Raw genomic sequence first — 23,922 nt, 5'->3', positions numbered from 1 at the left:
GCATGTTCGGAGCCGGATGACAAGGGCAGCTACAGTGGCGCCACGCTCGTCGTACTGGGTGGCCACGGCTCGGGCATGCTTGAGTTTGTTAATGGCCCGTTCGACGGTGTTCCGCTACCTGTAGCGTTCTGGCCAGGCCGGGCCTGCCAAGAAAGAGTAAAGCCCCAACAACACTGCAGGTCGTGAAGGGTGAGCTCCGCGCAGGCGGAGGTGAGCCGGACGAAGTGCAGCGCGCGGTAGGAGCCTTCCTGTGAGCTCCGCGCAGGCGGAGGTGAGCCGTCGAATAACAGAGCCGGGCCTGCTACGACGAAGTGAGCTCCGCGCAGGCGGAGGTGAGCCGCGCACCCCCTGCATGGGGGCAGGCCACTGCGGGTGAGCTCCGCGCAGGCGGAGGTGAGCCGCTCGTCCGGAACTCCGTGATCTTCCTCGACAGGTGAGCTCCGCGCAGGCGGAGGTGAGCCGACGCTGCGCACCACGACTCGGAACGGATACGAGTGAGCTCCGCGCACGCGGAGCGCACTCAGCGCCCCAGCCCTCGGCGTCGCGAGAGGTCGGCTCACCTCCGCCTGCGCGGAGCGCACACCTGCAGGCCCTGCGTGTCCGCATGCAGACCCGGCTCACCTCCGCCTGCGCGGAGCGCACCGCACGCCGTCGAGCCCGTACGCCTCAGCCACCGGCTCACCTCCGCCTGCGCGGAGCGCACGCCACCGCGAGGTCCGCATTTCCCGCGTGGCCGGCTCACCTCCGCCTGCGCGGAGCGCACGTTTTCGGACCGGCCGGTGTACTGGGAGCAGCCGGCTCACCTCCGCCTGCGCGGAGCGCACCCATGGCGCTACCGGTTGACCTTCGCCATCGCCGGCTCACCTCCGCCTGCGCGGAGCGCACGAAATCCAGAGATCCGCCAGGAATCCGTTGGTCGGCTCACCTCCGCCTGCGCGGAGCGCACCCTTCGCGACCTGCAACGTTGTGGGAGCTTTTCTCTTTCTTGACGTAGAGGTGGAGAGGCACACCCCAATTGAACACGACGACCAATGATCCGCCCTACAACTGGCCCCCACTTCGCCTCGGAAGTCTGGACCCAGCGTTCCACGGTGTTGCCGCGCCGGTACTGGGCCGGCCGAAAGCCGGGGATCAGCCACCAGCCCGGATCACCGCCAGCAGCTCGCGCGCTGGTCGCTGGGCTCGGTAGTGTCGCTTCGTGTCCTGGCGACCCGTGGCATCAGAGGCATCCGCTTCTATGCCACCGACCCTGCCACTCAGAGTTTCCTGCAGCGCATTTGTATGGGGCAGCGTGATTGAGCGCCGAGAGGCGATGCACCTTGCGGATGGCTAACGCACGTGGCGGTACCAGCGTCGGTGTACAGCAGGTTCGACGCACAGCACGGCGGCGCCTGCGGTCGTGCCGACCAGCAGTGCGGGTACACCACCGCCGTTGAGGAGCGCGCCGAGGCAGGCGGCGGCAATGGCGAGCGGGCGCAGCAGGGTCAGCGGGCCGAGGCCGACGACCATCGCCAGGGTGCCGACGCGGAACGGCAGGAGGAAGTAGGCGGCGAGCGAGATCAGTACGGCGGTGGCGTAGGCGGTGAGTGGGAGCAGGTAGCCGAGGCCGCCGGCGGCCAGGGTGTTGTACGTCCGGGCCTGGTCGGGTGCGGTCAGTAGCACAAGGGCGGCGGTCAGCGTGGGGGCGAGCAGCAGGACGGCCCCAGCGGTCAGCCCGCGCAGGGCGGCCTGGGCGGTGGCCCGGTGCTTGCGGATGCGGGCGTCGCGGCCGGCGTATGCGCGGAAGCCGCTGAATGCCGCGTCGACCAGGCCGAGGAGTGCGAGCGGTATGGCAGGCGTCATCCGGTGGCCTTGTCGAGGTGCTCCGGGCCGACCAGGCGGCGGGCGGCCCGCCCGAGGGCCCGGCGTAGCGGCGCCTCCAGCGGCGGGCGCACTCCGATGATGGGGCGCAGCGTGGTGCAGAACGGGTTCGCCGTGCCGCGCGGCTCGTACAGCAGTGGTCGGATGCCGGGGGCGGCGGCGGCGCGTAGCAGTGTCTCGTCGTTGTGCGCGCGCCGCGCGGAGGCGACGCCGTCGTGGCGGCCGAGTGGGTGGCGCATCCGGGCGCGGTGGAAGATCCAGGCACCGATGGGTGCGAGGCGGGTGACGGCGATGTCGAAGTGGCAGAAGGCCTGCGCTGGGGAGGCGGCCTGGGCCCGGAAGAACTCGGTCAGGGCGGGGCCACGGAAGTGGTGCAGCACACCGGTGGAGATGTAGACGGTCGCCGCCTCCGGCAGGTCGAAGGCATTTCCGTGGATGAAGCGGCAGTTGAGTCCCTCGGCGCGGGCGAGGCGGTCCGCTTCGCCGACCAGCGTGGCGTCGAGGTCGACTCCGATCAGCTCGACGTCCGGGCCAAGGGCGTTGGTAGTTGCCAGCCAGCGGACCAGGTAGCCCAGGCCGCAACCGACGTCGACCAGGCGGTACGGTCCGGGCTGCCCGGTAGTTGCCCGGATCGCGGTGAAGAGGGGGCGGAGCAGGTGGACGAGTCGTTCGCCGGTCCGTAGCTCCTCGCTCAGGCGCTGAAGTTCAGTGTGCACGCTGATCAGCAGGCGGTCCACGGCATGCGGGTCGAGTATGCCGTCGTGGTCGGTGGGTAACCCGGCGACGATGCCGGCGGCGCGCTCGTCACCGTTCTCACGGAGCTGCTGGATGACCGCGGCGCGACGTACGGGGAGCCGGTGGCCGCTGTGTGGGTCCACCGCCGTGATCAGGTCCGAAATCTCAAGGTACGGCACGAGGCAGAACCCTACGGCCTCCCTTGCAGAGCCAGTGGGCCAGCTGCCACCGCCGCCGCCAGCATGGGGAAGCAGCCCGAAGCCGGTACCGGCACCATGCCAAGCGGTGCAAGATGATCAGGGTGCCGCGCCCGCGGGCCTCCGTCAGGGCAGGGTCGCGGGCAAAGTACGCCATGCCGCATCCGTTTCACCCCAGCGCACTTGCTCACGCGCCTGGTGCACCACCAGACGGAACGGGCCTGACGCCGAGTAAAGAAATCCCCTGACCGTACCTGCCAGCACAGCGCTGCTCACTGAACAGCCAATCGCCGTTCTCGGTCCTGAGCCGCTGCGCGCGTTCGTCGTGTTCAATGGGGCTGTAGCAAGTGTCTCCCTAGCCGAGAAATAGCAAAGCCCTAACAACGATGCAGGTCATGAAGGGTGAGCTCCGCGCGAGCGGAGGTGAGCCGGCGGCCCGCTGCTGCGTATCCGTGCTGCGGCCGTGGACTCCGCGCGAGCGGAGGTGAGCCGGTGCGCTCGGGGAAATCCGTCATGGTGTCCTTGTGGACTCCGCGCGAGCGGAGGTGAGCCGCAGGTGAAGGACGGCGAGGGGAAGCCCACCGGGTGGGCTCCGCGCGAGCGGAGGTGAGCCGACGGTAGGGATCGGTTCGCCAGCGTCTCCTCTGTGGGCTCCGCGCGAGCGGAGGTGAGCCGTCGACCACGACGTCGCAGGTGAGATCGGCTGGGCCATCTCGGTCGACTCCACAATCGTCCGCGCATCAGTACGCGGCTGGCGCCCGCACCGCGCCGCCGCCAACGCCTGCTTCAAAGAGGGACGAAGTACTGGAACACCAGGGCGAAACCGTGGCAAAGCCTCATCGCCCGCCTGGTAGAGGTGGTGCTGAAAGAGAGGGCCTCAGCCACTCGCGTGACGGCTTCACCAGCAAGTTCCATCTGGGCGCGGAGAACGGCGCTGGACGGTGACCACCAGCTCCATGCCCGCCCTTTGAGCAGCTCATGTGCCATGGCCGACCACAAATGTATTCTCCGTCGCCCGCCCTGGCTTTGTTGATGAGTTTCGAGAGCGCCTGTAGCTCGGCGGCGAGAGCGGCTTCTTCCACGGGAGAGTAATGTCGTCGAGTTTTGAAAGCACCTGGATGCTTGCGTCGGGGCCATGGTTGTGCTCTGCACGACGAGGGGGCCCGGGTGCTGCCGAAGTCCAAGGTCGATCTGTACGCGGCGATCCGCTGTGATGCGCGTCAGGGGCTGTCGAACCGTGCTCTCCAGCGGAAGTACGGTGTCGGGTTCCTGACGGTGCAGAAGGCGTTGTCGTCGGCTTGGCCGGAGCCGCGAAAGCCGCTTCCGCCAAGGGTGACTCGGCTGGATCCGTTCAAGCCGTTGATCGACGAGATGCTGCGGGCGGACCTGGACGCGCCGCGAAAGCAGCGCCACACGGTGAAGCGGACCTTCGAGCGGCTGGTGGATGAGCACGGCGCGAACGAGATTCCCTACCATGTGGTCCGCGGCTACGTCGCTGGCCGTCGTGAGGAGATCCGGGTTCAGGCCGGCCGGAGTGTGGTGGAGGCGTTCGTCCCGCAGACCCACAAGCCCGGGGCTGAGGCGGAGGTCGACTTCGGGGACGTGACCGTACGGTTGGGCAGCGAGGTGGTGACCTTGCTGCCTGTTCGCGTTCCGCATGTCTTACTCGGGCAAGGCAGTGCACCGGATCTTCGCCCCGGCGGGGCAGGAGGCGTTCTTCGAGGGCCACGTTCACGCTCTCAACGTGCTGGGCGGAGTGCCGACCGGGAAGGTCCGCTACGACAACCTTAGGGCCGCGGTGGCTTCGTTCACGTTCAGCAGCAGCGTTTATCTGCGAGTTCCGGCAGCAGTTGGCGGGTGTCTGGCTCGTGGATACTCACGAGAAATGACGGCATCAGGGTGTCGCCTCGGCCGAGCGCCGGCCTGGAGACTCCGATGCAGTCGGGGTCTGGCCTTGGTGCGATGATGCGTTCGTGGTGGCAGACGCGGAGTGGGCTCGGATCCGGGAAGGCCTGCACTTCGGGCAGGTGTTTGAAGGCACTGTTGTGAAGGTGCCCAGTCCAGGTGTGACTGGGATCTTCGTGGATGTTGGCCTGAGCGTCGGGGGCTTCGTCGACGTCCTGCTGTTGCCCGAGCGGAGCGAGTCCTGGCCAGCCGAAGGCACTGTGAGCGACTTCGAGGTCTGGTGGGCTGACAGCCGCAAGCAGATCCGGTTGAAGCCGACCGATCCCCACTATCTGCGTGCGGACTTCGCTGACTTCGTAAATCGCGTCCGGCCCGGATGGCCATCCGAAGTTGGTCATCCGGTTCGGGGTCCGGGGCCCCCGACGCTGGATGAGTTGCTGGCATTGTCTCGCCAGGGCGGACCTCCGGACGGGGAAGCCCGCCCTTCAAGAGCAGGGTGAGAGTCAGCCGGCCTTGGCGGGTTCCTCGGCTCGGGCCCTGGTGCTGGCGAGGCGGAAGGAGTCAGTGCCGGTCTCGATGATGGTGCCGTTGAAGGTGAGCCGGTCGACGATGGCCGCGCAGAACAGCAAGCTGTCGGCTGAGGAACCGATCAGGACGGCCCGACGGGCGATGGCCTACTCTTCGCGCAGGAATTCCCGCAGGTCAGCCGCTACAGTGGCCATTCCTTCACCGGCCTCGATCACGGTCGTCACGGTGCAGTTCCAGTCGCCGGGGAAGAAGCCAGATCGCAGGGTCCAGCTCAGATGCACATGGCCACCCGAGCCGAACGTCGCGGTCACAACCAGGTGGTTATTGCCCCAGACCCGCTCGCCCTCCCAACCACGGAAGTCGCGCGCGAGGCCATCGAAGAACTCGCTCATGTTGTCCCAGACCGTCACGGTCACGGTCTCAAGCCGTGCGCGCACACCGTCGTCGATGGCCTCCACCGCGAAAGCGAACTCGTACTCATCCGCCCGCGACCATTCAGACAACCGGACCGACGGCGCCTGCGCCCCCGACCCCCGAACGACGAGCTCGACCTGCCCTGGATCTACTTCGATCAGACTCACCCAGCGAAGCATACGGACGCCTCCGAGCCGACGTCACCAGCATTCCCGGGCGCCGGAGCCGCTGCTGCTTCTCATCAACATTCGACACGCCCACGGCCGCCTGGTGCTGCCAGCTCTCACCAACAAGCGCTCTTCTTTTTCACCTACGCAGCCACCCGCCCGGACGGCTCATGCGACGATCGTGCGGTGGCAAGCACTGATAATGATTCGTTTCGTTGGTGGCTGTTGTCCGAGTCGCTGACCGCGCTCTCAGCCGAGTCCTCAAGGCAGAGGGCCTGGGTCGAGGAGCACGGTGTTGCCGCCGACGAGTTGGCACTCGACTTCGATCACGCGCTGCGGACCGCCGCACCATTTGGCTGAGGAAGGACGTGTCGAAGTGACTGTCATGGCTCGCCTGAGAGCGATCGATGCCATCTTTACCGAGATGAGCGGCCGGAAGAATGCAGACCGCTGGACCCTGGAAGCCCTGGAGACGGACTCCGGCTGGAGCGAAGTCCGCGCGCTGGCCCGCCAGGCCATGCTCGAGCTGATAGGCGCATGGGATCACCCCATGCCAAAGATCGACGTAATCCGGTGACCCTCACCGCAGCTACAGCCCTCGTCACAAGATCAGCGCCAGACCCCATTCATCCGTACGCAACTGGGGAAATCAGGGGCTCTGGCAAGATTTTCGTAGCCGGAGATCATTTTGACGCGATGGTCGGCCGGTCCGCGTAACGGCGGCGGAGGTGTGCGATCAGGACGACGCGGTGGCGGAGGAGTGGGACGCTGGCGCGTCCGGCCATCAGGCGTTTTTGCAGTTTGACGTCGGTGATGCGGCCTTCGTTGACCCCGGAGTTGTAAGGGGTGGTGATTCCCTGGGCGACGGCGTGCCGGTCTTCGTGCAGGGCTCCGGCGAGGCCGGCGAGAGGGGCCAGTCCACTGTGTGCGAGGTCGTCGAGCCAGCCTGGCAAGGATGTGGCGTCACGATTGTCGATCATGCTGGCGAACCGGCGGACCAGGTCGTGGGTGAGTCTGAGTTCGGGACAGTGGTCGAGGAGTCGGGGCAGACGGTCGTTGATGTGCAGGCTGCGGCGGTCCGGGCGGGTGGTGATCCAGCGTGCGGCTTCGCGCGGAGAGGGCGGTCGCTCGCGTGGCTCGTCCAGAGGCAGGCCCCGTCGCAGGGGTGCGACGGCCATCTTCACGCGCTGGTAGTGCCCGAGGTAGCCCTTGGTCTGGAGTTCTTCGTGCAGGATCTTCGCGCTGTACTGTCCCTCGTCCCAGCGTTGTTGCAGGTAGTCGAGGTAGGGGTCCAGGGTGGAGGCCTTGCGGGGCGGGCGGCGCATCACTTCCTGCCAGGTGCGGGCCCGGGCATACTTGCGTACCGTGCGGCGGTCCAGGCCAAGCTCACGGGCCACCGCGCTGTAGGTGCGGCCGGTATCGGTCAGCGTGTGCACAGCCTCGAACAGCCGCCGGGCATGCCGGCCTGCCGGAGTGTCCGCCTCTCCGCGGTCTGCCGACGACGCTTCCGCCGGCTCGGGTCCAGCCGGTTCCAGGGCCGGGAGTGCGGCGGGCAGGCAGGCGCGGTGAGCACCGGCGACGTCCTGGACACGCCGGGACAGTCCCTGCCATATGTGGAAGCGGTCACTGATCTGGAGGGCATTGGGGGCACCGTCGGTAATCCCTTGCCGGTAGACGAGCGAGCCGTCGCGGCAGACAACCTCAACACCGGCATGTCCACGCAGCCATCGGCTCAGCTGCCCGGCATCCCTGCCCTCCCAGAGCGTCAGCGGGAGGCGCGTGGTGGCATCGACCAGGAGAGTGCCGTAGGTGTCGCCGTAGAGAGCGAAGTCGTCCACTCCCAGTACCCGGGGCACTTCCTGGGGCGGCAGTGGCACGCGCATCAGCTGGGACAGCACGGTGCACCGCGAGAGCGCGACGTTCAGAACGCGCAACATCCGGGCACCGCCCCTGCCAGCCAGCACCACACCGACCGCTTCGACCAGGTGCTGGAGCAGCGGCGTGCGCCGCTGGTAGCGCACGGTCAGTCCGGGTACCTGCTCGGCGAACGTCGTCTTCGAGCAGGCTGCATTCTCGCAGTACAGACGGCGTACGCTCAGGTCGATCCGGACCGGCCGGCCGCCGAGCGCGACATCGGCCAGGCGCCGTACGTAGCGACTGTGGACCCACTCGCTCAACACGCCGCATCCCGTACACCTTGCCGGAGCACGCGGCCGCGTCCGGGCCCGGACCACCACAACAGGACCGGAAGCATCAACCGACACCACCAGAACACCCGTCAAGTGCGGTAAAAGACAAGACACTTCAACAGCACACAACCAGATGCTGCCCGTTACGCGGACCGGCTGACCATCGCGTCAAAATGATCTCCGACTACGAAAATCTTGCCAGAGCCAAATCAGGTCGTACGCCGACAAAGGGCAGCGTAAGCGATGGCCCTGGCGGTTGTCACGATCGATGTCCACCCGTGGACGGCCGACGAGTATCCGTCGTTTCTTAGCAAGCAACTCGTGCGAGGTGTCGGGCCCTGCAGGCCTTGGGGTAGAAGGACGTTGCGTTTCGCTGAAGGAGGCGTGATGTGCCCGCTGGCAGAGTTGAGGGGCCTTGAGTGAAGTTCATAACGTGGGTGCCTCCTCGAGCAACTGGGAAGCGAGGCAAGGTCAACAGGCCTGCACAGTGGCGACTTGCCTCACCTCAGCAAGAACATGGGGCCATCGTGTTCAATGAGTGTGAGCCAGGCGTAGCTCTGCATCAAGGAATGGCAAAGCCATCACACCCCTGCAGGTCACGAAGGGTGAGCTCCGTGGAGGCGGAGGTGAGCCGGGTTCGACCAGCGGCACGCCTCCGGGAGCCACGTGAGCTCCGTGGAGGCGGAGGTGAGCCATCTGTTCCGGGGGCTTCCCACCAGGGCGGTTGGTGAGCTCCGTGGAGGCGGAGGTGAGCCGTCGAGCGGCGAGGCGCCGGGCGAGGGGTAGACGTGAGCTCCGTGGAGGCGGAGGTGAGCCTCGCCCTGCGGCAGGCCCGAGGACGACCGGGCCGTGAGCTCCGTGCAGGCGGAGGTGAGCCGGCCCAGCAGGCCGTAGCGGCCATGGCCACCGCGTGAGCTCCGCGCAGGCGGAGGTGAGCCGCCGGAGCGCGCCCGGTCGGCGCTGATCTCGCCGCGAGCTCCGCGCAGGCGGAGGTGAGCCGAGCTCACGGGCCTTCTCTTCGCCGCCTCCCAGGAAGTGAGCCCCGCGCAGGCGGAGGTGAGTCCCCAGATCCCTACATCGACTACCTGGAAGCCAGCTGGCAGGGCACGAAATGCGCAGTTGACGAAGACCCTTCTCGAAATGCTGCTGCCCGGCGTCGGACTGCCTGCCACTATCGCCCCGGGCAGCGTCGTCGACGGCCGCGAGCTCGTAGAGGCGCGGCCCGGCTGCGCCCCGTAGTCACTCACCGTGCATACACCTTCGGGAGAGTTTCACTACGGGTTCCGCGCACCGGCCCGCACCTTTTGGCGCCTGCAAGCCGGGGCGCTCGGCTGGTAGCTCGACGTGCGCGCTGAATGTCCTACGCCGTGGCACCGAGCACCGTCACCTGCGGTGGGGCCTGCTCGGCACGGCCCGCTGGAAGACCGGACAGCTGCGCCCTCATCACCTGCTTCGCGCTCGTTCCTATCCAGCACGTCCAGGCTTCCGGACCAGGCGATGCGACGAGTGAGCGTTGCGACCGGTCGCAACGCTCTACGCGCGCGGGAAAGCCGGCATCAGAGGGCGGGAGGCTGCTCATCCGGTGTCGTGACCGGAACAGGCCAGGCATGCCCTGCCCCATGGCTACTCAGGTCTTGCTGGCCGAGCGCTGCAAGGAGGACAAGCCCTGCGGCATTGCCCGCAGCCCACAGGGCGCTGAGGAATGTACCGAGCCTGTCCTGTCGGTGGGTCGACGCTCGGTGGCGAGGCCCGGTCGCCGTCCTCATGCGCTGCGTCGCAGGTCGCCCGCCGCAACCCATGACCGGACGGCGTACAGATGCTCGGGCAGGATGCCGACGCGGTGCTCGGGTTGCATGAGGAGCGTCGGGTGGCCGGCGGCGGTGCGTGCTGCTGCCCAGTCATGGTCGAGGGCGGTGAAATCGTCGTCTATCCAGACGAACGGGGCGCCGTTAGCATGAATGGCGACGTGATCCCTCTTCCATAGGTACCCATCGGGATGGCTGGTCGTCAGGAGTAAGCGCGGCAGCGGCACATGGGGCCAAGCGGGCAGTCCAAGGCGGGAGCCGATCAAGGTGGACGCATCGGCGCGCCAACTGCTGCACCACACCGGTTCCAGGCTGGTGGCGTCGATCAGTTCGAGGATCTGCGGCCCGTGATCGGGGTTGAGCCAGATTTTGACCGGCTCCGTGTACCCCTCGGGCGTGACGTTGTCGAGGCGGTGCGAGGCAGGGATGTGTCCCTGGCGGTCAGGGCCCGGGATGAGGACCCCATCGATATCGAGGTACAGCAGCATTGGCGGGTGATCCCTTCCGGTGATCAACGACGCTTGAGCAAGGTCACTCGGTCGTGACGGTCGTCGGCACGGATGGTCATCAAGAGCAGTCCACCGGGGCGCAGGGCGGCGGCGGAGGCGATGAGCAGCGGCCGAGGGTCCGAGAAGCTGAACGCTCCGAAGATGGAGAGACAGGCGGTGACCGAGTGGGGTGGGAGATTCCGCAGATACTCGGCGGCATCCGCGCGGACGAAACGCAGCCGGTCGAGGTGGCCGTACAGGGCGCGTGCCCGGTCGATCTTGTGAGGATCGTGGTCCACGCCGATACCGAGTGCTCCGGCGTGGACCACGAGGTGAGCGAGGTTGTGCCCGCTGCCGCAGCCCAGCTCGACGACCAGGGAGCCGCACAGGTCGCCGAGTAAGGCTGCGTCCGGGCCGATGCCGGGGGCTCGGGTGAGCTCGAGGCGTCGGGGAGGTTCTACGGTTTGAGCAGGGCGACGGCTTCGCCCACGTGGCGCCTGATGGCGTTCATCCACTTGTCCTCGGCTCCCTTGGCCCAGCCGCGGTCGAGTTGCTCGGTGAACCACTCGGCAGCCCAGATGCGATGCCATCCGAGCGCCCAGGAGGCGGCGTCCAGCCCACCACGGACGTCCAGTGCTTCCCGGGCGCCGCCGGCTTCGACGTACCGTTCGAGTAGAGCGCTGGTGCGGTCAGGGTCCGGCGCGTCCAACGTGCCGTGCCAAGACGCAAGGTCGATCAGGCCAGGGCCGATGAAGGCGCGCGCGAGATCGAGAATGCGCAGTTCCCCGGCACCGATGTGGACGCTCGTGGGGTGGAACTCTGAGTGCACCAGGCCGAACGGCGGGAGCTGCGCGCCCTGCGCCCTGGCCTCAGCGGCGCGGTACAGAGCGTTGGCGGCCCTGCGCAGCTCTTCGGCTGCTCCATGCCGCTCGAGGCGCTCACAGAGGCGCGTGGGGAGGGTCGCGAGCGCTGCCTCGTCGAGCATGCGCAGCCCAGGATCGTTGCTGACCTGGTGAATCGCTGCTGCTGCCGTGGCGCCGTCGAGGTCGTCGGCGTCCCGGACCGAGGCGCCGAGGTCTTCGATCAGCATTCCGAGCAGCGGCCCGCGGTGCTGCGCGGCGTGCAAGGCGGGGACAGGAAGCCCAGCCGCAGCAGCCACACCGAGGGCGTAATCCTCGGCGTCGAACGGTTCCTCGGCGTACTTGAACACCGCGGACGCACCGTCCGGGAAGGTCAGGCGTTCCACGCCGGATCGGGCCCATACCCGGATGGGCGTTCGGGTGTGTGAGGCTTCGAGGCCGGCGTCTGCCAGCAGTCGCGGCAGCAGGGCGGTGACGTCCGTGGTGTCCACTGTCGTTCTCCCGTGTCAGCTCGTCGTGCCGCAGGCGTACACGGCGGTCAGCCACTCGGAGCGGAAGGCACGCAGGTCCTCGCGAAATCGGTCGATGGACGCGCCGTAGGGGAGGCAGGCACCGCCGGACTGGTCGGGCACGGATTGGCAGCCGTGCACCAGCCGGCCGCCGAGCGCAGCGTGCGCCTTGATGGACTCCACGCGCCGCGACTCGTTGAACCATGTGGAGTGGTACACCTCGTCGAGCATTCCGCCCGTTTCCTCGTCGAGGTCGAAGACGACCGAGGTCGCGGCGGGGAAGAACCAGCACGGCCCGACGTTGCTGATCGTGCCGTCGAGCTCGACCTTGTTGAGGGCCATGAGCGTGGCAGCTTCGCGGAGCATCCGAAGCTCAGTGGAGCCGATCTGCTCGAGGCCGGCGACGGGCAGCAGTTCGTCACGGAAGAGGTAGGCGTAGACCTCCCATGCCGTGGTGAGCACCTTCGCCGGGTCGGTCGTGGTGCGCCCGTTGGCACGAATGAAGTCGAGGGCGGTCTGCTCGAGCGCTGCCCCGGCTGTCTCCTTGACGCTGAGGAGGTCGGCGCGGACGGGCTCCCAGTCGCACACGAGCCACGACGCGGAGTCGAAGCGGAAGAAGTACTTCGCGGGGTCGATTGTGATGTCCGCGCCGTGGACCTCGATGCCGGGCAGACGGGCCCAGCGCGGGTCGAACGCTTCGGGCAGTTTGACGCTGATGGCGGGCGGGGCGGTAGCGGTCATGACGCAGCCTCCTTGCCGGTGGTCGGTGCGCTGCTTCGTAGCAGCACAACGGACCGTAAAGGCGCGCCCATGAGCGGGTAAGGGACGGCCCGGCACAGTTTTCGCAGCTCAGACGGTGCAGGTATGCCGTAGTGGCCTACCAGTGCTGGTCAGGCTCGTACGCCGAGATGATCGGCGAGAACACCGAGCTCGGGCATGCGACGTCGACCACGCCGGTCGAGCAGCTCGGCCACCACATCGCGGCCGAGGGGGTGGTAGGTCATCCATTCCGGTGCCAATGCGCGCGCCTGCATCAGGGTGGCTACCGCGTCGGCGTCCTTCCTGGCCTGCTGCTGGACGTACGCGACGTTCAGCAGGTAGCGGGCGCGCCATGTCGTGGGCACCCGTCCGTCTTCTGGCACCTCGTCGACCAGGCGCAGCGCCTCGTCGAGATCGCCGTACTCGACCGCGTCACTCACTGCGGACATGGCCACGACGCTCGGCCCGAACACGGCTTGCCGGTCAGCGTGATCGACCTGATACCGGGCAGCAGCAGCCCGCGCCACTCCGAGTAGATCACGGCAGGACGCGGCGCGATCGTTGCGGGAGGCAGCGGCCGAGGCATTGATCAGCAGCGCTCCGAACACGGCGACGTGTGGCGCGTCGGCGCGCGAGAGGGATGGCTCGAAGTGCTGCGCAGCACAGACCGCGAATGCCTCAGCCTCGTCGTACCGGCCTTGTCGGCACAGAATCCAGGTAGCGAAGTTCGCCGCGCACGCTTGCTGCAATTCGCTGCCAGATGCCTCGGCGGCGGCGACCGCGCGTTCGACGGCGATGAACGCCAGATCCTCCTTGCCGAGTGCGATGGCAACACCCGCAGCAATCTCGCAGGCGGTCGCCATGGACTCGTTCAACACCACTTTGTCGGTGTCCGCGGAGTCGCGTACCGCATGACGTAACTCGGCAATCAGGTCAGGCAAGCTAGCGACCACCGCCGAGTAGCTGCCTTCCTGATACAGCCCCCACGCCTCGCCAATTGACGCGCTCAGAGCCTCGAGGGTCGGCGCACCGACATCTACGTCTCCATGGGCGGCGAAGCCCGTCAGCGCGTCCGAGGGCGTGAGCACGCGACGTAGGTCGAGCATCCCCTTGCCGGCCGGAGACGGGCTCGACGCGCTGAGCACGTCCGGTTGGGCCATGAGTGTGGGAAGGCCGACGTCGAGCGCCTTAGCAAGCCGCGCCAGAGTCGCAAGCCGTGCGGTCGATCGCACTCCCTGTTCCAGCCGGCGCACGACGTCCACGCCGACCCCTGCACGCGACGCCAGGTCTTCTTGGGTCAGGCCGCGCCGGGCGCGCAGGCGCGCGAGCTGCTCGCCGATCGGGGAGGGCAGGCCCACCGTGTGCCTCCTGTCTCCGGCGCGTCACCGGGGCGGTTGGTCACCAGCCGTGCAGAGACAGCGTCTTGCCCGCCCGGATCTCGGTCAAAACGTTCGCCACATATGGGATCGTCTTGTCGGGGAGGTCTGCCAGGTCGACCCAGCGCAGGCCGGCGCAGAGCTCAGGCTCGCGGTTCACCGGTTCGCCTTCCCAGGCGTCCGCTTCGAAAAAGAAGCCGAGTCGCGCGCCCCACTCTTCGCCGTAGTGGTGTGCGACATGTGCAAACTTCAACGAGTCGGGGTCAACCTGAACCCCGACCTCCTCGGACAGTTCCCGCGCCGCGCCCACGGTAAGGGACTCGCCGGCTTCCAGCCGCCCACCGGGGATACCGAGCAGCCCATCGGAGAACCCCGTGTTCGCTCGCTCGGACAACAGCACCCATCCATCGGCGCGGCGCAGCATCACGCAGACATCGACAACGGCGGTGTAGCGGTCCGGATGCTGCCCCATGATCTACTCCTCGCGACGGAATCGTGTTCCATCAGCGTAGATGCGGCAACGGTGATCACTTACAGGCACTGCGCCTGTTTAACGTGCATCACCTTGGCAGCGCGTGCCACCGGGCTGGCGCTGGAAAGCTGGGCCGCTCTCCTGTGCCCCGAGGGCATACCCAGGGCACAAGAACCAGGAAGCCCCCCGGAAAACGGCGGCAACTACTGAGAGTTGGTTTCGCGCGTCAACCGGGAACTTCGTTGGGTCAACGCAGGTCAGACGATCACTCGAGCGGCTCGTCGAATACCAGTGACGCTTCGACGGGGCGGCCGACCGACCGGTCCCGCGTGGGCACCAGCGTTCCGTCCACGACGAGCACGTCATTACCGACCGGCCCGCGTTTGGCGGACGGCCGGGGTCCAGGGCCTGCCCACCAGCCCGGTGGACGGCCCTGACCAGCTTCTTTGGTGGGGACCAGGTCGGCTTACCTCCGCCTGCACGGAGAGCGCGAGATCAGGAACGCGAGCAAACTCGCAATGGTCGGCTCACCTCCGCTCGCGCGGAGCCCACCCCGTCAGCATCCGCGTGAAGTTCGCCGTGCCTGGCTCACCTCCGCTCGCGCGGAGCCCACCGCAGCCGCAGCATCTCCGCACCGCCGGCCCGCGGCTCACCTCCGCTCGCGCGGAGCCCACGCTGACGGGTCGGACGGCCCCGCTCTGCCAGACGGCTCACCTCCGCTCGCGCGGAGCCCACGTGGACCTGCCCCGGTCGGAGAGAGTGCTCGTCGGCTCACCTCCGCTCGCGCGGAGCCCACCCAGCCTGGACCATGAATGCAAGGGCAGCGTCCGGCTCACCTCCGCTCGCGCGGAGCCCACCCTTCGTTACCTGCATCGTTGTTAGGGCTTTGCTCTTTCTTGAAATAGAGGTGGAGAGGCACGCTGCAATTGAACACGAAGACCAATGATCCGCCCTACAGCTGGCCCCCACATCGCCTCGGGAGTCTGGACACAGCGTTCCACGGTGTTGCCGCGCCACCTCCGCCTGCGCCGAGCTCACCTTCGTGACCCGCAGCGCTGCTCGTAGAGGAGGATGTGAACTGGTCGCGGTCCGGAGCCCTCCACCCGGATCGCCAGGCCGCCGGAAGCATCTTCATCGATCAGGCACACAGCCTAGAAGCAGAGGCTGAACGGCCAATCGCCGTTCTCGGTCCTGAGCCGCTGCGCATGTTCGTCGTGTTCAATGGGGCTGTAGCGAGCGTTTCCTAGTCAAGAAATAGCAAAGCCCTAACAACGATGCAGGTCACGAAGGGTGGGCTCCGCGCGAGCGGAGGTGAGCCGCCCTGCCGGATCCAGAAGCCGACGGGGTTCCAGTGGGCTCCGCGCGAGCGGAGGTGAGCCGTGGGCCAACCGCATCCACGATGGCCGCAGCCTGTGGGCTCCGCGCGAGCGGAGGTGAGCCGTTCATTCTGCATGTACCTGTGCAGTTCGTGAGGTGGGCTCCGCGCGAGCGGAGGTGAGCCGGACAGGGGAAGGCTGCTCGTCGGGGAGCCCCGGTGGGCTCCGCGCGAGCGGAGGTGAGCCGCGGGGTCGTGGTGGATGGTGCGGGCCTGCAGGGTGGGCTCCGCGCGAGCGGAGGTGAGCCGTAGGTCACCTGGCCGGGGAAGGAGGCGGCCAGGTGGGCTCCGCGCGAGCGGAGGTGAGCCGCTGAGGGTGACGGTGGAGGTGGAGCCGGTGGTGTGGGCTCCGCGCGAGCGGAGGTGAGCCGCCGACCGTGAAGCGCGTGCCGAGGACCGGGCCGTGGGCTCCGCGCGAGCGGAGGTGAGCCGCCACCGGCATCGGCGGCGCCTCCCTGGCCTCCGTGGGCTCCGCGCGAGCGGAGGTGAGCCGCCGCGCACCTCAGCAGTAACTCGGTCGAGCTTGTGGGCTCCGCGCGAGCGGAGGTGAGCCGACGTGCTGAGCGGCACCAACCGCTGACGCACCGTGGGCTCCGCGCGAGCGGAGGTGAGCCGGCTCCCTACCTGGCCCTGGTCCAGGTGGGCTTGTGGGCTCCGCGCGAGCGGAGGTGAGCCGGTCGCCGTGATCACGCCCACCGGACTGGCCTCGTGGGCTCCGCGCGAGCGGAGGTGAGCCGGTGGCAGCCCAGATGCGCAAGCTGAAGGACGGGTGAGCTCCGTGCAGGCGGAGGTGAGTCGCCCTTGTTTGACCCAGGCACGATCACGGCGGGCCCGTGGGTCGTGAGCTCCGCGCAGACGGAGGTGAGCCGGAGGAGATCCAGGCGGCGCGCGCAGCGGTGGCTTGAGCTCCATGCGGGAGGAAGGCCGGTGCAGAGCGTGCCCAGTTCACCTAGTCGTGTTGGTCCCCCAGGTAGCTGGAGCCTTCAGCGTCGTGGTCCTCGGCCTCAGATCCCCGTGTTGTCGCTTCTGTCGTGGGTGATCCCTGCTTGAGTGGTCATCCGCGTGCGCGGGGAGCAGAGAGCCCATTTACGTATCTGTCTGGCTATTACTGAGTTTTTCGTTAGTTCTGTGGGTGCAGGGGCTGTAGCAGTGTGAGGATGTTGGTGTGCCTTCCGAGCCTCCGCCCGTTGTGTCCGAAGTTCCCGTTCCGCCGTTGACGCGGCCGCAGTTGGCTGAGGCCCGGCGTATGCGCGCGGTCGAGTTGTTCGAGCAGGGACGGGCTGATGCCGAGGTCGCACGGATGGTGGGGATTCACCCCGAGAGCGTGCGCCGGTGGAAGCGCATGTGGGAACAGGGCGGGCTCGAGTCGCTGCGGCGACGGCCGGCCACTGGCCGGCCGCCCAAGCTGGATGATGCCCAAGTCGAGGTGGTTCGGGCAGCGTTGGAACAGGGCGCCCAGGCGCACGGGTTCGAGGCCGATCTGTGGACCCTGGAGCGGGCCGGCGTCGTGATTGAACGGCTGACCGGGGTGACGCTGGCGCGCGCATCGGTGTGGCGGCTGCTGACCGGGCGGCTGGGGTGGAGTCTGCAGCGGCCCCGGCGCCAGGCGGTCGAGCGGGACGAGTCCGAGATCGCCCGGTGGGTCGCCCAGGAGTGGCCGCGCATCAAAAAGGGGCGGTGAAGAAACGTGCCTGGATCGTGTTCTTCGACGAATCGGGCGTGTCCTTGCTGCCCCAGGTCCGCCGCACCTACGCACCCCGCGGCCGCACTCCCATCCTGCGGCACCGGCTGAACTGGAAACGCGCCTCGATGGCCGCCGCCCTGGGCTACCACGCCACCGACCCTGGGCGTGGTCCGCGGCTGTGCTTCCACCTCAAGCCCGGCAGCTACAACACCATCTCCCTAATCGAAGTACTGGAACAGGTCAAAATCTTCTACGCCGGTGAGCCGGTAGTGCTGGTGTGGGACGGACTCTCCGCGCACTGGAGCCGGGGCATGCGTGCCTGGGTGGCCGAGCAGGACTGGCTCACTTTGGAACGGCTGCCCGCCTATGCACCCGAACTCAACCCGGTGGAACTGCTGTGGTCGGCCATCAAGACCCGTGAGCTGGCCAACCTCGCCGGCGGCCACCTCGCCGACGTCGCCGACGCCACCGAACGCGGCATCCACCGCGTCTGCTCCAACGAACAACTCCCCTGGTCCTTCCTCACCCACACCGGACTAACCATTCACCACAAACCACCACAGAACTAACGAAAACCTCAGTAGGTCATTCTCAAGCAGGTTCACGGGGTTGGACATCGCGGGAATGGGGGTGCTGAACGCTTCTGTGAGCAGGCTCCGGCTCGTGGGGAGGGCGTCACTGTGGGGGCCTAGCCCAGGCTCCTCGGGCAGGCTGTGTCAGTGGGCTCCCGTAGCGTGGTCCCATGGCCGGTACAGGCGAGAGCGCTATCCAGCGAGGTAGGCCATCTGCGGCTGTGCGTCGGCCTGTTGCGGGTGTGCAGTCGTATTACGAGCAGAACGCCAGCAGCCTCGGGCAGCGCTACGGGAGTGTTGCCTTCGAGGAGGTTCACGGCGGTGTGCTGGATCTGCTGCCGCCGGCCCCGGCGCGGGTGGTGGATGTGGGGGCTGGTACGGGGCGGGACGCTGTGGCGCTGGCGCGGCGCGGTTATCAGGTGGTGGCGGTCGAGCCGGTACGCGCCATGCGGGAGGTTGCTCGGCGCCTGTACCCGTGTGAGGAGGTTTGTTGGGTGGAGGATTCTCTGCCCGGACTGTCCCGGCTGGAAGGGGCTGCTTTCGATTTGGCGCTGTTGTCGGCGGTGTGGATGCATTTGCCGTCGGGCTCGAGGGGGCGGGCGATGGAGCGGCTGGGCGGGCTGCTGGCTCCTGGGGGGTTGTTGGTGGTCTCGCTGCGACGTGGTGCGCCGCCAGCGGACCGGGTGATGTTCGATGTGCCGGCCGAGGAGGTCGCGCGGGACGGGGAGCGGGCAGGGCTGCGTGTGGTGCGGCTGGTGGATGCGGGTGCGGACCGTCTCGGGCGTGCCGGGGTGTGGTGGCAGGTGATTGTTTTGCGTAAGGGGGAGATGTGAGCGGCGGACGGGACTTTTATGCGCAGGATGCCTCGGCGCGTGCGTCGTGGCGGCTGGCCGTGTTGATGGGGGCCAATTCGCGTACCTATAAGTTCGCCCTGGGCCAGGCGTTGCTGGAGTTCGGGCAGCGTGGTCAGGAGGCGGTTCCGTTTGGGGAGTTTGCCAGCATCTACAGCATGGGTATCGTGCGCCGTCTGTCCCGGGGTCCGCAGGCGCCGCAGGCTGTGGAGCTGGGTGCCAAGGACTTCCTTACCGTCGCCGCGCAGGAGAGTGCTGCGAGTGTTGAGGCCGACCGTCCCACGGAGCGGCTGCTGACGGCCGCGGTGCGTTCGATGCCGGTGATGGTGATGCAGAAGTTTCATAACCTGCGGGGCGACAGTGCGGTGCCCCACACCTTCTACGAGCTGACCGGTATCGGGCGCAACCGTGTGGTGCGCCTGACTCCCGATCTTCTGCGGCTGGCCTTGTCGGGACAGGCCGAAGGCCTGGCGGGCGAGCTGGGGGCGCGCTGGAGCATCGTGGAGAGCTCCTTCGCGGCGGGCGTCGGCCGCAGCCTTGTCCAGGAGGGCATCGCCGTCGACTGGGACAGCCTCACGATCACCGATAAGCGGCGGCGCCGTTCGGTGACCGGCGTCGTCGAGGCCACGGTCGGATTCCAGCACGGCCGCTGCCTGATCTGTAGCGACGTCCTGGCTTCCGACGATGCCATAGCCGTCGACCACGTCTTCCCGTTCTCCCTGATGCACCGCTTCGCCAGCATCGGCTCCTGGCACGGCCCGGACTTGGACACCCTGTGGAACCTTGCCCCCACACACGCCGCCTGCAACGGCGTCAAAAGCGACCGGCTGCCCACCCCGGCCGAGCTCGCCCATCTGGCCGCCCGTAACGAAGCCATCATGCAGTCCCCGCACCCCCTGCGCCGTACTCTGCAACTCAGTCTGAGCAGCGCCCTGCCCGGCCGGCGCACGCCCTCGTGGCGAGAGTTCCTGGGCGCCGTGCAGATGGCTGTGTGAAGCGGACTGCGATGATGCCGGCCCTATGGGGCAGGGCAGCCCGGCGGCCCGTTTCATGAGCAGGCCACGGTGACGACTGACTCCCCGCACTGGTTACAAGGCCGCCTCTTACCCGCGAAGGGAAGGTCAATCCCCATGAGCGACCTGGACGAGGGCGTGCCCACCGCGACGGTCTACCACGTGTTCGCCGACACAGCTTCCGATCTATGCGCGCACTACATCTACTTACAGCGGTCCGCGACGGATGAGCAGGAGCGCGAGCGACTGTGGTGAAAGGTCATGGAACTGCGAGATGCCAAGCATGCGGTACTGGCGTACGGCCGTGCCCTGCTTATTGCTCGCATCCACGCCTGGCACGCTGAGCTGGAGGGGTTCAAAGCCAGTGGATGCGGGTGAGGCGCACCCGGGGCCATCCCCGCGTATGCGGGGAGCAGCCCCACCAACCGTTGGCCAACCCAACGAACCCGGACCATCTCCGCGTGCGGCAAGAGGTAGCGAGCCGGGCCGGACACGGCCTCTATGGGCGGCGGGCGCCCAGCAGTGGGTTCAGCGCACGGCTGGGCTGACCAGTACTCACCAGACCCCGTTCGGGCAGGCCCGCCTCCCGCCAAGGCCACAAAGGCTGCTTCCTCGTCTCCGCCCAGGGCGCGCAGTGAGTGAACCACGCGTAGGCGTGGCCAGTACGATTCGGGACCTTCAGAGACTGGCAACGTGACAGACTGGTCAGCGATCTTGGATCAGGCTGCTACGCAGATCAGACCGATCCGGCTGGCACTGCGACCGGCCAGCGTCTTTGCAGCGTCCGGGCGGCGCTTGCCGTAGCGCTCCATCGCGTAGCCGGGGCTGTGATGCCGGGCGTTCTTCGAGACCTCCACCGGACTTTCTTGCGCGTTGAGGTCGTTCATGATCTTGCTGGCTTGCCAGTCATGCAGTCGAACGTCTTCCAGCAGGCGCAGACGGTTCCGGACTGTCCGCCACCGGGCAGAGGCCTTCTCAGGGGCCTGGTGGCCGCGCTCCTTGGTGCCAGTGAAGTGACCAGCAGGTAGAGAACTCCAAGACCAAAGAGGTCTTCGAGCTACTCGCCAAGGCGGCGGCGCGAAGAGGTAGAAGAGATAAGGGGAGGAAAGGAAAGGCTCCTGTCCATGAGACCAGTTGATGGTTATCGCCGGAAGGGAGTGGTCAACGGCTGGAAAATACTGGAGAGGACCTCTGGAGTGGATGATCCGGTAGCGTCGACAAACCACTCCCGGCCAAGCAGCAGTCCAAAGACAGGAACCGGCAGGCGGGCCAGTACCCGCATCACCGGGGCCAATCTTCCGCTTCCTCTCAGCTGTGTCTGGTGCCTGGCCAGTGCGGCCTGTTTCTGTCGGGCGAAGCTTCGGGCGTTGACCCGGTGGGTAATTGTCGCGCGTGGACTGTAGGAACTGCGTACGCTCACAGCGTCATGGCGCACCGGAATCCGTAAATGATCCACAAGCTTCACCACTCGGGCGACGAGGTCACGAGGAATCGTCGCTTCGAGCACGTGATCCACTTCTGCTAGGCGGGCGGCGTGCCTGCCGACCTCATGGACCTTAAGGTGATCACGGTGGCCGTAACCTCCGTTGACGTCGTAGCTGAGGAGCACGTCTGCTTGTTCCTCGCGAAGAAGTGAGGCCAGCTGCTCGGCGGCCTCCTGCGTGTCGGCCCGTACGAACCGCACCCGGTCGGGTGGATCGGGGTAGAGCTCTCTGCCGCTACCGCTGTCCGCATAGCCCAGATGCACCACGCGTGCAGCGCCGAGCGTGGAAGCACTCGCGCGGAGTTCCCTCATGCGGACCGGCTCGCCATGGGTGGCTGCGCCGACTTCGCCGTCGGTGGCAACCGCAATCACCACGCGGTGTCCTTCGGCGGCGATACGGGCAAGAGTGCCGCCCGTCATCAGCACCTCGTCATCAGGGTGAGCGTGGAACGCCACAACGGTCGCCATGAAGCTATCTTGCCTCAACCGAAGGCGAGTTCACCGTCGATCGTGGTATCCGCCCAAGCGGCCGACCCAGCCGGCCAACCCGCGCACCTGAAGCTTCCCGGCCCGTACCTCGGCTTCCCAGGTGAGAACCTCCTTGGGGGCTCCCCAAGCCTCACAGGCCAGCGTATTGATTCGCTTCTCGATGCCGATCAGATGTTCCCCTATTCGCTGAATCCCTCGATTTATCCCGCGCAGCCATAGGGCAGCCAGGAGCAGCGCAAACCCGGCCACGTAGACGCCGGGACCGCGGAACGTGATCCGATCTGATGCAACCAGCAAGGCTGACACGATGCCGACGAGTCCAATGAGCTGCATGCGCCCAGCGATGCGTTGATTGATCTCCTCGCGGAGGGTCCTGTACTCCTGGAAGAGTGCTTTAATCTCTTGCTCATAGTTGCGCGGGGGTGGCTGAGGAGAGACTGACTCTGGAGGTGGGAGAGGGGCAAGGGGATGCGGCTGACCCTGCGGCTTCGAAGACGTCACGGCTAAGGGCTTACCCATTGCCATACACGAACACACGGTCGCCAATGCCTAAGTGAATTGATCGTCAGCATCTGAAGAAAACGTCACGTTGGTTGACCGTCGACACACGATTAATTGGCAATCAACTAACTGAACTATTGATCGGAATCTCATTGAGTTCATTCGCAGTGGAGTAGCGGACGCGTGGGGCTTTGAGGTAGCTGGTGATGACGATGTGAGGTTGGCGTTGTCGGCGGTGGAATCTGCGGGTTCGGCGGCGAGTTCTGCCTGGTTCCTGGCCCGGTGGGGGTGGGGCAGGCTGCGTTTAAGGTCGGCATTGACCAGCTCGTCCGAGTTGAGCTCGGGTGAGTACGAGGGCAGGGGGTGCAGCTCGATCTCGTCCTCGTGGTCGGCGAGCCAGGCCCGGACCACCTTCGAGCGGTGTGCCGAGTGCCGGTCGACGATTAGGTGGATCTTGTGGTCAAAGTGTCCGGTGATCTGGGTAAGGAAGCTGCACATGACCTTTGCGTCGAATGACTCGGTGAAGACCATGAAGTGCATCCGGCTGCGGGTGCTGATCACGGACATCACGTTCACGCAGAACCAGTTCTTGGTACGGCGGACCACGGCGTCGTTCCCTTGACGCCCCAGGTGCGGCCGGTGACCTGGTCCGATCGCGGTTGTGGGCTGGTCCCCGAGAGGAGAGTTCAAGTCCCCCCTCGGACACCAGCTAGAAGGCCTGGCTCGGCTGGGCGCTTTTTCGGATCGCCTGGCTCAAGCCAGCTCGAAGCCACTCTGGATGACGCCGTATTCCCCAGGCGTCATCCAGCACATGTAATGGCGGCCAGGAAGCTCGCACAGGTCAATCCCCAGTTGCTCCGCCAACACGTCGGCACCGGTCTTGAAGGTCCGAGAGGGGTCATCGGCAGCTTGATAGAGGGCAAAGGCGCCGCGCAGTCCGATGACTACGTACTCCACGCGCCTGCCCGCGCTCACCACCGGCTCCTCATGGTTCTGCTCGTGCCGGGCATTCATCACCTGCCCACAGAGCCCGCAGCGCACGTCGTGCTGTGAGGTATCCACGGCGCGCATCGTACGGCTCCCTCGAACACGTGCGGCCACCAGCCATCCTCACCCTCAGTGCGCCGTGCCGGGGTGGCCACTGCGATTGAGGGCGGCGAAAAGTTCGGCAGATCGGACACCGACCCGGCGGAGCGAGACTGCCTTGCGGCCCTTCGGGATCCTGGCGGCGCGTCACCGTCGAGGAACTCGCCCTTGGGAATGAGCAGCGAGCTGGGCAGGTGGGCGAAGGCGTACTCGTCGGGTTCGCGGACGTCGACGAAAGTGAGCGGCTCGCCCGAGTTGAGGAGTGCCTAGAGCTCCTCCGCCGAGAGGGTGGACTGGCGTGCCGCCTCGGCAGCCTCCGGCGAGAGCAGGCCGAAGAACGGCTCGGCGGCGGTGAGCTCAGCGGGGCGCTCGGTACGCGGATCGCGGCGCAGCGGGACGGCCACGCAGGTGGCGGCCCGCGCGTCGAACTTCATCATGCGGCCCACCAGGGGGTCGCCGGTGCCAGTGCGGAGCTTGAAGACTTCGGTGGTGAGTACCACAGCGAGCCAGGCGCCCACGATCTTCAGCACGCCGGCCAGCCAGGGACCATCCCCGTGTGCACGGGCGGCAGCTCAACAGTCACCACGCGGTCGTGGCGGCAGTG

24 protein-coding genes, 2 pseudogenes and 5 CRISPR repeat arrays are annotated in these 23,922 nt (G+C 67.1%); of the genes and pseudogenes, 8 read left to right on the top strand and 18 right to left on the bottom strand.

All coding sequences use genetic code 11. The features are described from left to right. Positions 1 to 186: 186 nt before the first annotated feature. Positions 187 to 946: direct repeats of the CRISPR family, unit length 29 nt; unit sequence CGGCTCACCTCCGCCTGCGCGGAGCGCAC. Positions 947 to 1,329: 383 nt separating this feature from the next. Together AB4K12_RS27375 and AB4K12_RS27370 are read right to left on the bottom strand one after the other, a co-directional pair. Then, positions 1,330 to 1,842: a hypothetical protein gene (locus AB4K12_RS27375; RefSeq protein ID WP_368437015.1), complete on the bottom strand. Its 513-nt coding sequence runs from the start codon at positions 1,840 to 1,842 to the stop codon at positions 1,330 to 1,332. Beyond that, the gene (locus AB4K12_RS27370; protein WP_368437013.1) at positions 1,839 to 2,774 is read right to left on the bottom strand and encodes a class I SAM-dependent methyltransferase; all 936 of its coding nucleotides are present in this window, start codon (positions 2,772 to 2,774) and stop codon (positions 1,839 to 1,841) included. Before AB4K12_RS27370 ends, AB4K12_RS27375 begins: the two co-directional genes overlap by 4 nt. Positions 2,775 to 3,194: 420 nt before the next feature. Further along, a CRISPR array of direct repeats spans positions 3,195 to 3,467; the repeat unit is 24 nt; unit sequence CTCCGCGCGAGCGGAGGTGAGCCG. A gap of 492 nt (positions 3,468 to 3,959) precedes the next feature. Between AB4K12_RS27370 and AB4K12_RS27365 the strand changes: the two genes are divergently transcribed. Then, positions 3,960 to 4,583, top strand: a complete 624-nt coding sequence (locus AB4K12_RS27365) for a hypothetical protein (RefSeq protein WP_368437011.1) — start codon at positions 3,960 to 3,962, stop codon at positions 4,581 to 4,583. 23 nt (positions 4,584 to 4,606) lie between these two features. On the opposite strand, the gene AB4K12_RS27360 is transcribed toward AB4K12_RS27365, so the two are convergent. The 3 genes and pseudogenes from AB4K12_RS27360 to AB4K12_RS27350 form a co-directional block, all read right to left on the bottom strand. Continuing rightward, positions 4,607 to 5,095 (bottom strand): hypothetical protein, encoded by a 489-nt coding sequence (locus AB4K12_RS27360; protein ID WP_368437009.1) that lies wholly within the window; start codon positions 5,093 to 5,095, stop codon positions 4,607 to 4,609. Positions 5,096 to 5,200: 105 nt separating this feature from the next. Beyond that, a pseudogene (locus AB4K12_RS27355) lies at positions 5,201 to 5,323 on the bottom strand (AAA family ATPase); the annotation flags it as partial. 48 nt (positions 5,324 to 5,371) lie between these two features. Then, positions 5,372 to 5,806 carry a DUF6228 family protein gene (locus AB4K12_RS27350; protein WP_207248812.1) on the bottom strand — a complete coding sequence of 145 codons (435 nt, stop codon included), beginning with the start codon at positions 5,804 to 5,806 and terminating at the stop codon, positions 5,372 to 5,374. A gap of 186 nt (positions 5,807 to 5,992) precedes the next feature. On the opposite strand from AB4K12_RS27350, the gene AB4K12_RS27345 reads away from it, so the two are divergent. After that, positions 5,993 to 6,166 carry a hypothetical protein gene (locus AB4K12_RS27345; protein WP_368437007.1) on the top strand — a complete coding sequence of 58 codons (174 nt, stop codon included), beginning with the start codon at positions 5,993 to 5,995 and terminating at the stop codon, positions 6,164 to 6,166. Between the two features lie 16 nt (positions 6,167 to 6,182). Beyond that, positions 6,183 to 6,383, top strand: coding sequence for a hypothetical protein (locus AB4K12_RS27340; RefSeq protein ID WP_368437005.1), 201 nt, complete (start codon positions 6,183 to 6,185; stop codon positions 6,381 to 6,383). 106 nt (positions 6,384 to 6,489) lie between these two features. Here the strand turns inward: AB4K12_RS27340 and AB4K12_RS27335 are convergent, their stop codons facing one another. The 7 genes from AB4K12_RS27335 to AB4K12_RS27305 all read right to left on the bottom strand — a co-directional run bounded on the left by AB4K12_RS27335 (position 6,490) and on the right by AB4K12_RS27305 (position 14,264). After that, on the bottom strand, positions 6,490 to 8,070 hold the full coding sequence (locus AB4K12_RS27335; protein ID WP_368437314.1) for an ISL3 family transposase: 1,581 nt from the start codon (positions 8,068 to 8,070) through the stop codon (positions 6,490 to 6,492). Between the two features lie 530 nt (positions 8,071 to 8,600). Then, positions 8,601 to 9,058: direct repeats of the CRISPR family, unit length 17 nt; unit sequence GGAGGCGGAGGTGAGCC. A 699-nt stretch (positions 9,059 to 9,757) separates the two neighbouring features. Then, positions 9,758 to 10,288: an HAD domain-containing protein gene (locus AB4K12_RS27330; protein WP_368437003.1), complete on the bottom strand. Its 531-nt coding sequence runs from the start codon at positions 10,286 to 10,288 to the stop codon at positions 9,758 to 9,760. 23 nt (positions 10,289 to 10,311) lie between these two features. Further along, positions 10,312 to 10,617: a methyltransferase domain-containing protein gene (locus AB4K12_RS27325; RefSeq protein ID WP_368437001.1), complete on the bottom strand. Its 306-nt coding sequence runs from the start codon at positions 10,615 to 10,617 to the stop codon at positions 10,312 to 10,314. A gap of 128 nt (positions 10,618 to 10,745) precedes the next feature. Beyond that, positions 10,746 to 11,639, bottom strand: coding sequence for an aminoglycoside phosphotransferase family protein (locus AB4K12_RS27320; RefSeq protein ID WP_368436999.1), 894 nt, complete (start codon positions 11,637 to 11,639; stop codon positions 10,746 to 10,748). A 15-nt stretch (positions 11,640 to 11,654) separates the two neighbouring features. Continuing rightward, the gene (locus AB4K12_RS27315; protein ID WP_368436997.1) at positions 11,655 to 12,398 is read right to left on the bottom strand and encodes a hypothetical protein; all 744 of its coding nucleotides are present in this window, start codon (positions 12,396 to 12,398) and stop codon (positions 11,655 to 11,657) included. Positions 12,399 to 12,547: 149 nt separating this feature from the next. Beyond that, the gene (locus AB4K12_RS27310; RefSeq protein WP_368436996.1) at positions 12,548 to 13,774 is read right to left on the bottom strand and encodes a helix-turn-helix domain-containing protein; all 1,227 of its coding nucleotides are present in this window, start codon (positions 13,772 to 13,774) and stop codon (positions 12,548 to 12,550) included. A 40-nt stretch (positions 13,775 to 13,814) separates the two neighbouring features. Continuing rightward, complete coding sequence (locus AB4K12_RS27305; RefSeq protein ID WP_368436994.1) at positions 13,815 to 14,264, bottom strand: NUDIX domain-containing protein; 450 nt, start codon at positions 14,262 to 14,264, stop codon at positions 13,815 to 13,817. Positions 14,265 to 14,726: 462 nt separating this feature from the next. Then, positions 14,727 to 15,121: direct repeats of the CRISPR family, unit length 29 nt; unit sequence CGGCTCACCTCCGCTCGCGCGGAGCCCAC. 433 nt (positions 15,122 to 15,554) lie between these two features. Continuing rightward, positions 15,555 to 16,508: a CRISPR direct-repeat array (repeat unit 29 nt; unit sequence GTGGGCTCCGCGCGAGCGGAGGTGAGCCG). A 377-nt stretch (positions 16,509 to 16,885) separates the two neighbouring features. On the opposite strand from AB4K12_RS27305, the gene AB4K12_RS27300 reads away from it, so the two are divergent. From AB4K12_RS27300 to AB4K12_RS27280, 5 genes are all read left to right on the top strand, one after another. Then, positions 16,886 to 17,320: an IS630 family transposase gene (locus tag AB4K12_RS27300; RefSeq protein WP_368436992.1), complete on the top strand. Its 435-nt coding sequence runs from the start codon at positions 16,886 to 16,888 to the stop codon at positions 17,318 to 17,320. After that, positions 17,317 to 17,892 carry a transposase gene (locus AB4K12_RS27295; protein WP_368436990.1) on the top strand — a complete coding sequence of 192 codons (576 nt, stop codon included), beginning with the start codon at positions 17,317 to 17,319 and terminating at the stop codon, positions 17,890 to 17,892. The genes AB4K12_RS27300 and AB4K12_RS27295 overlap by 4 nt, the downstream gene beginning before the upstream one ends. A gap of 245 nt (positions 17,893 to 18,137) precedes the next feature. Continuing rightward, the gene (locus AB4K12_RS27290; protein WP_368436989.1) at positions 18,138 to 18,728 is read left to right on the top strand and encodes a class I SAM-dependent methyltransferase; all 591 of its coding nucleotides are present in this window, start codon (positions 18,138 to 18,140) and stop codon (positions 18,726 to 18,728) included. After that, entirely contained in the window at positions 18,725 to 19,741 is a 1,017-nt protein-coding gene (locus AB4K12_RS27285; RefSeq protein WP_368436988.1) for an HNH endonuclease, read from the top strand. The genes AB4K12_RS27290 and AB4K12_RS27285 overlap by 4 nt, the downstream gene beginning before the upstream one ends. 135 nt (positions 19,742 to 19,876) lie before the next feature. Then, positions 19,877 to 20,014 (top strand): hypothetical protein, encoded by a 138-nt coding sequence (locus AB4K12_RS27280; protein WP_368436986.1) that lies wholly within the window; start codon positions 19,877 to 19,879, stop codon positions 20,012 to 20,014. A gap of 464 nt (positions 20,015 to 20,478) precedes the next feature. On the opposite strand, the gene AB4K12_RS27275 is transcribed toward AB4K12_RS27280, so the two are convergent. From AB4K12_RS27275 to AB4K12_RS27250, 6 genes and pseudogenes are all read right to left on the bottom strand, one after another. After that, entirely contained in the window at positions 20,479 to 20,646 is a 168-nt protein-coding gene (locus AB4K12_RS27275; protein WP_368436984.1) for a hypothetical protein, read from the bottom strand. Positions 20,647 to 20,900: 254 nt separating this feature from the next. Further along, on the bottom strand, positions 20,901 to 21,710 hold the full coding sequence (locus AB4K12_RS27270) for a PIG-L deacetylase family protein (RefSeq protein ID WP_368436982.1): 810 nt from the start codon (positions 21,708 to 21,710) through the stop codon (positions 20,901 to 20,903). 30 nt (positions 21,711 to 21,740) lie between these two features. Continuing rightward, the gene (locus AB4K12_RS27265; RefSeq protein WP_368436980.1) at positions 21,741 to 22,064 is read right to left on the bottom strand and encodes a hypothetical protein; all 324 of its coding nucleotides are present in this window, start codon (positions 22,062 to 22,064) and stop codon (positions 21,741 to 21,743) included. Between the two features lie 289 nt (positions 22,065 to 22,353). Next, positions 22,354 to 22,888, bottom strand: a pseudogene (locus AB4K12_RS27260) (IS630 family transposase); the annotation flags it as partial. 97 nt (positions 22,889 to 22,985) lie between these two features. Beyond that, on the bottom strand, positions 22,986 to 23,294 hold the full coding sequence (locus tag AB4K12_RS27255; protein ID WP_368436979.1) for a hypothetical protein: 309 nt from the start codon (positions 23,292 to 23,294) through the stop codon (positions 22,986 to 22,988). 290 nt (positions 23,295 to 23,584) lie between these two features. Further along, on the bottom strand, positions 23,585 to 23,848 hold the full coding sequence (locus tag AB4K12_RS27250; protein ID WP_368436978.1) for a hypothetical protein: 264 nt from the start codon (positions 23,846 to 23,848) through the stop codon (positions 23,585 to 23,587). Positions 23,849 to 23,922: the final 74 nt, after the last annotated feature.

Origin of the sequence: Streptomyces sp. C36 (genome assembly GCF_040932295.1) — a bacterium.
GTDB lineage: Bacteria > Actinomycetota > Actinomycetes > Streptomycetales > Streptomycetaceae > Streptomyces > Streptomyces triculaminicus.
The sequence above is the reverse complement of the archived record's forward strand: the minus strand, read 5'-3'. Positions and strand labels throughout refer to the sequence as shown.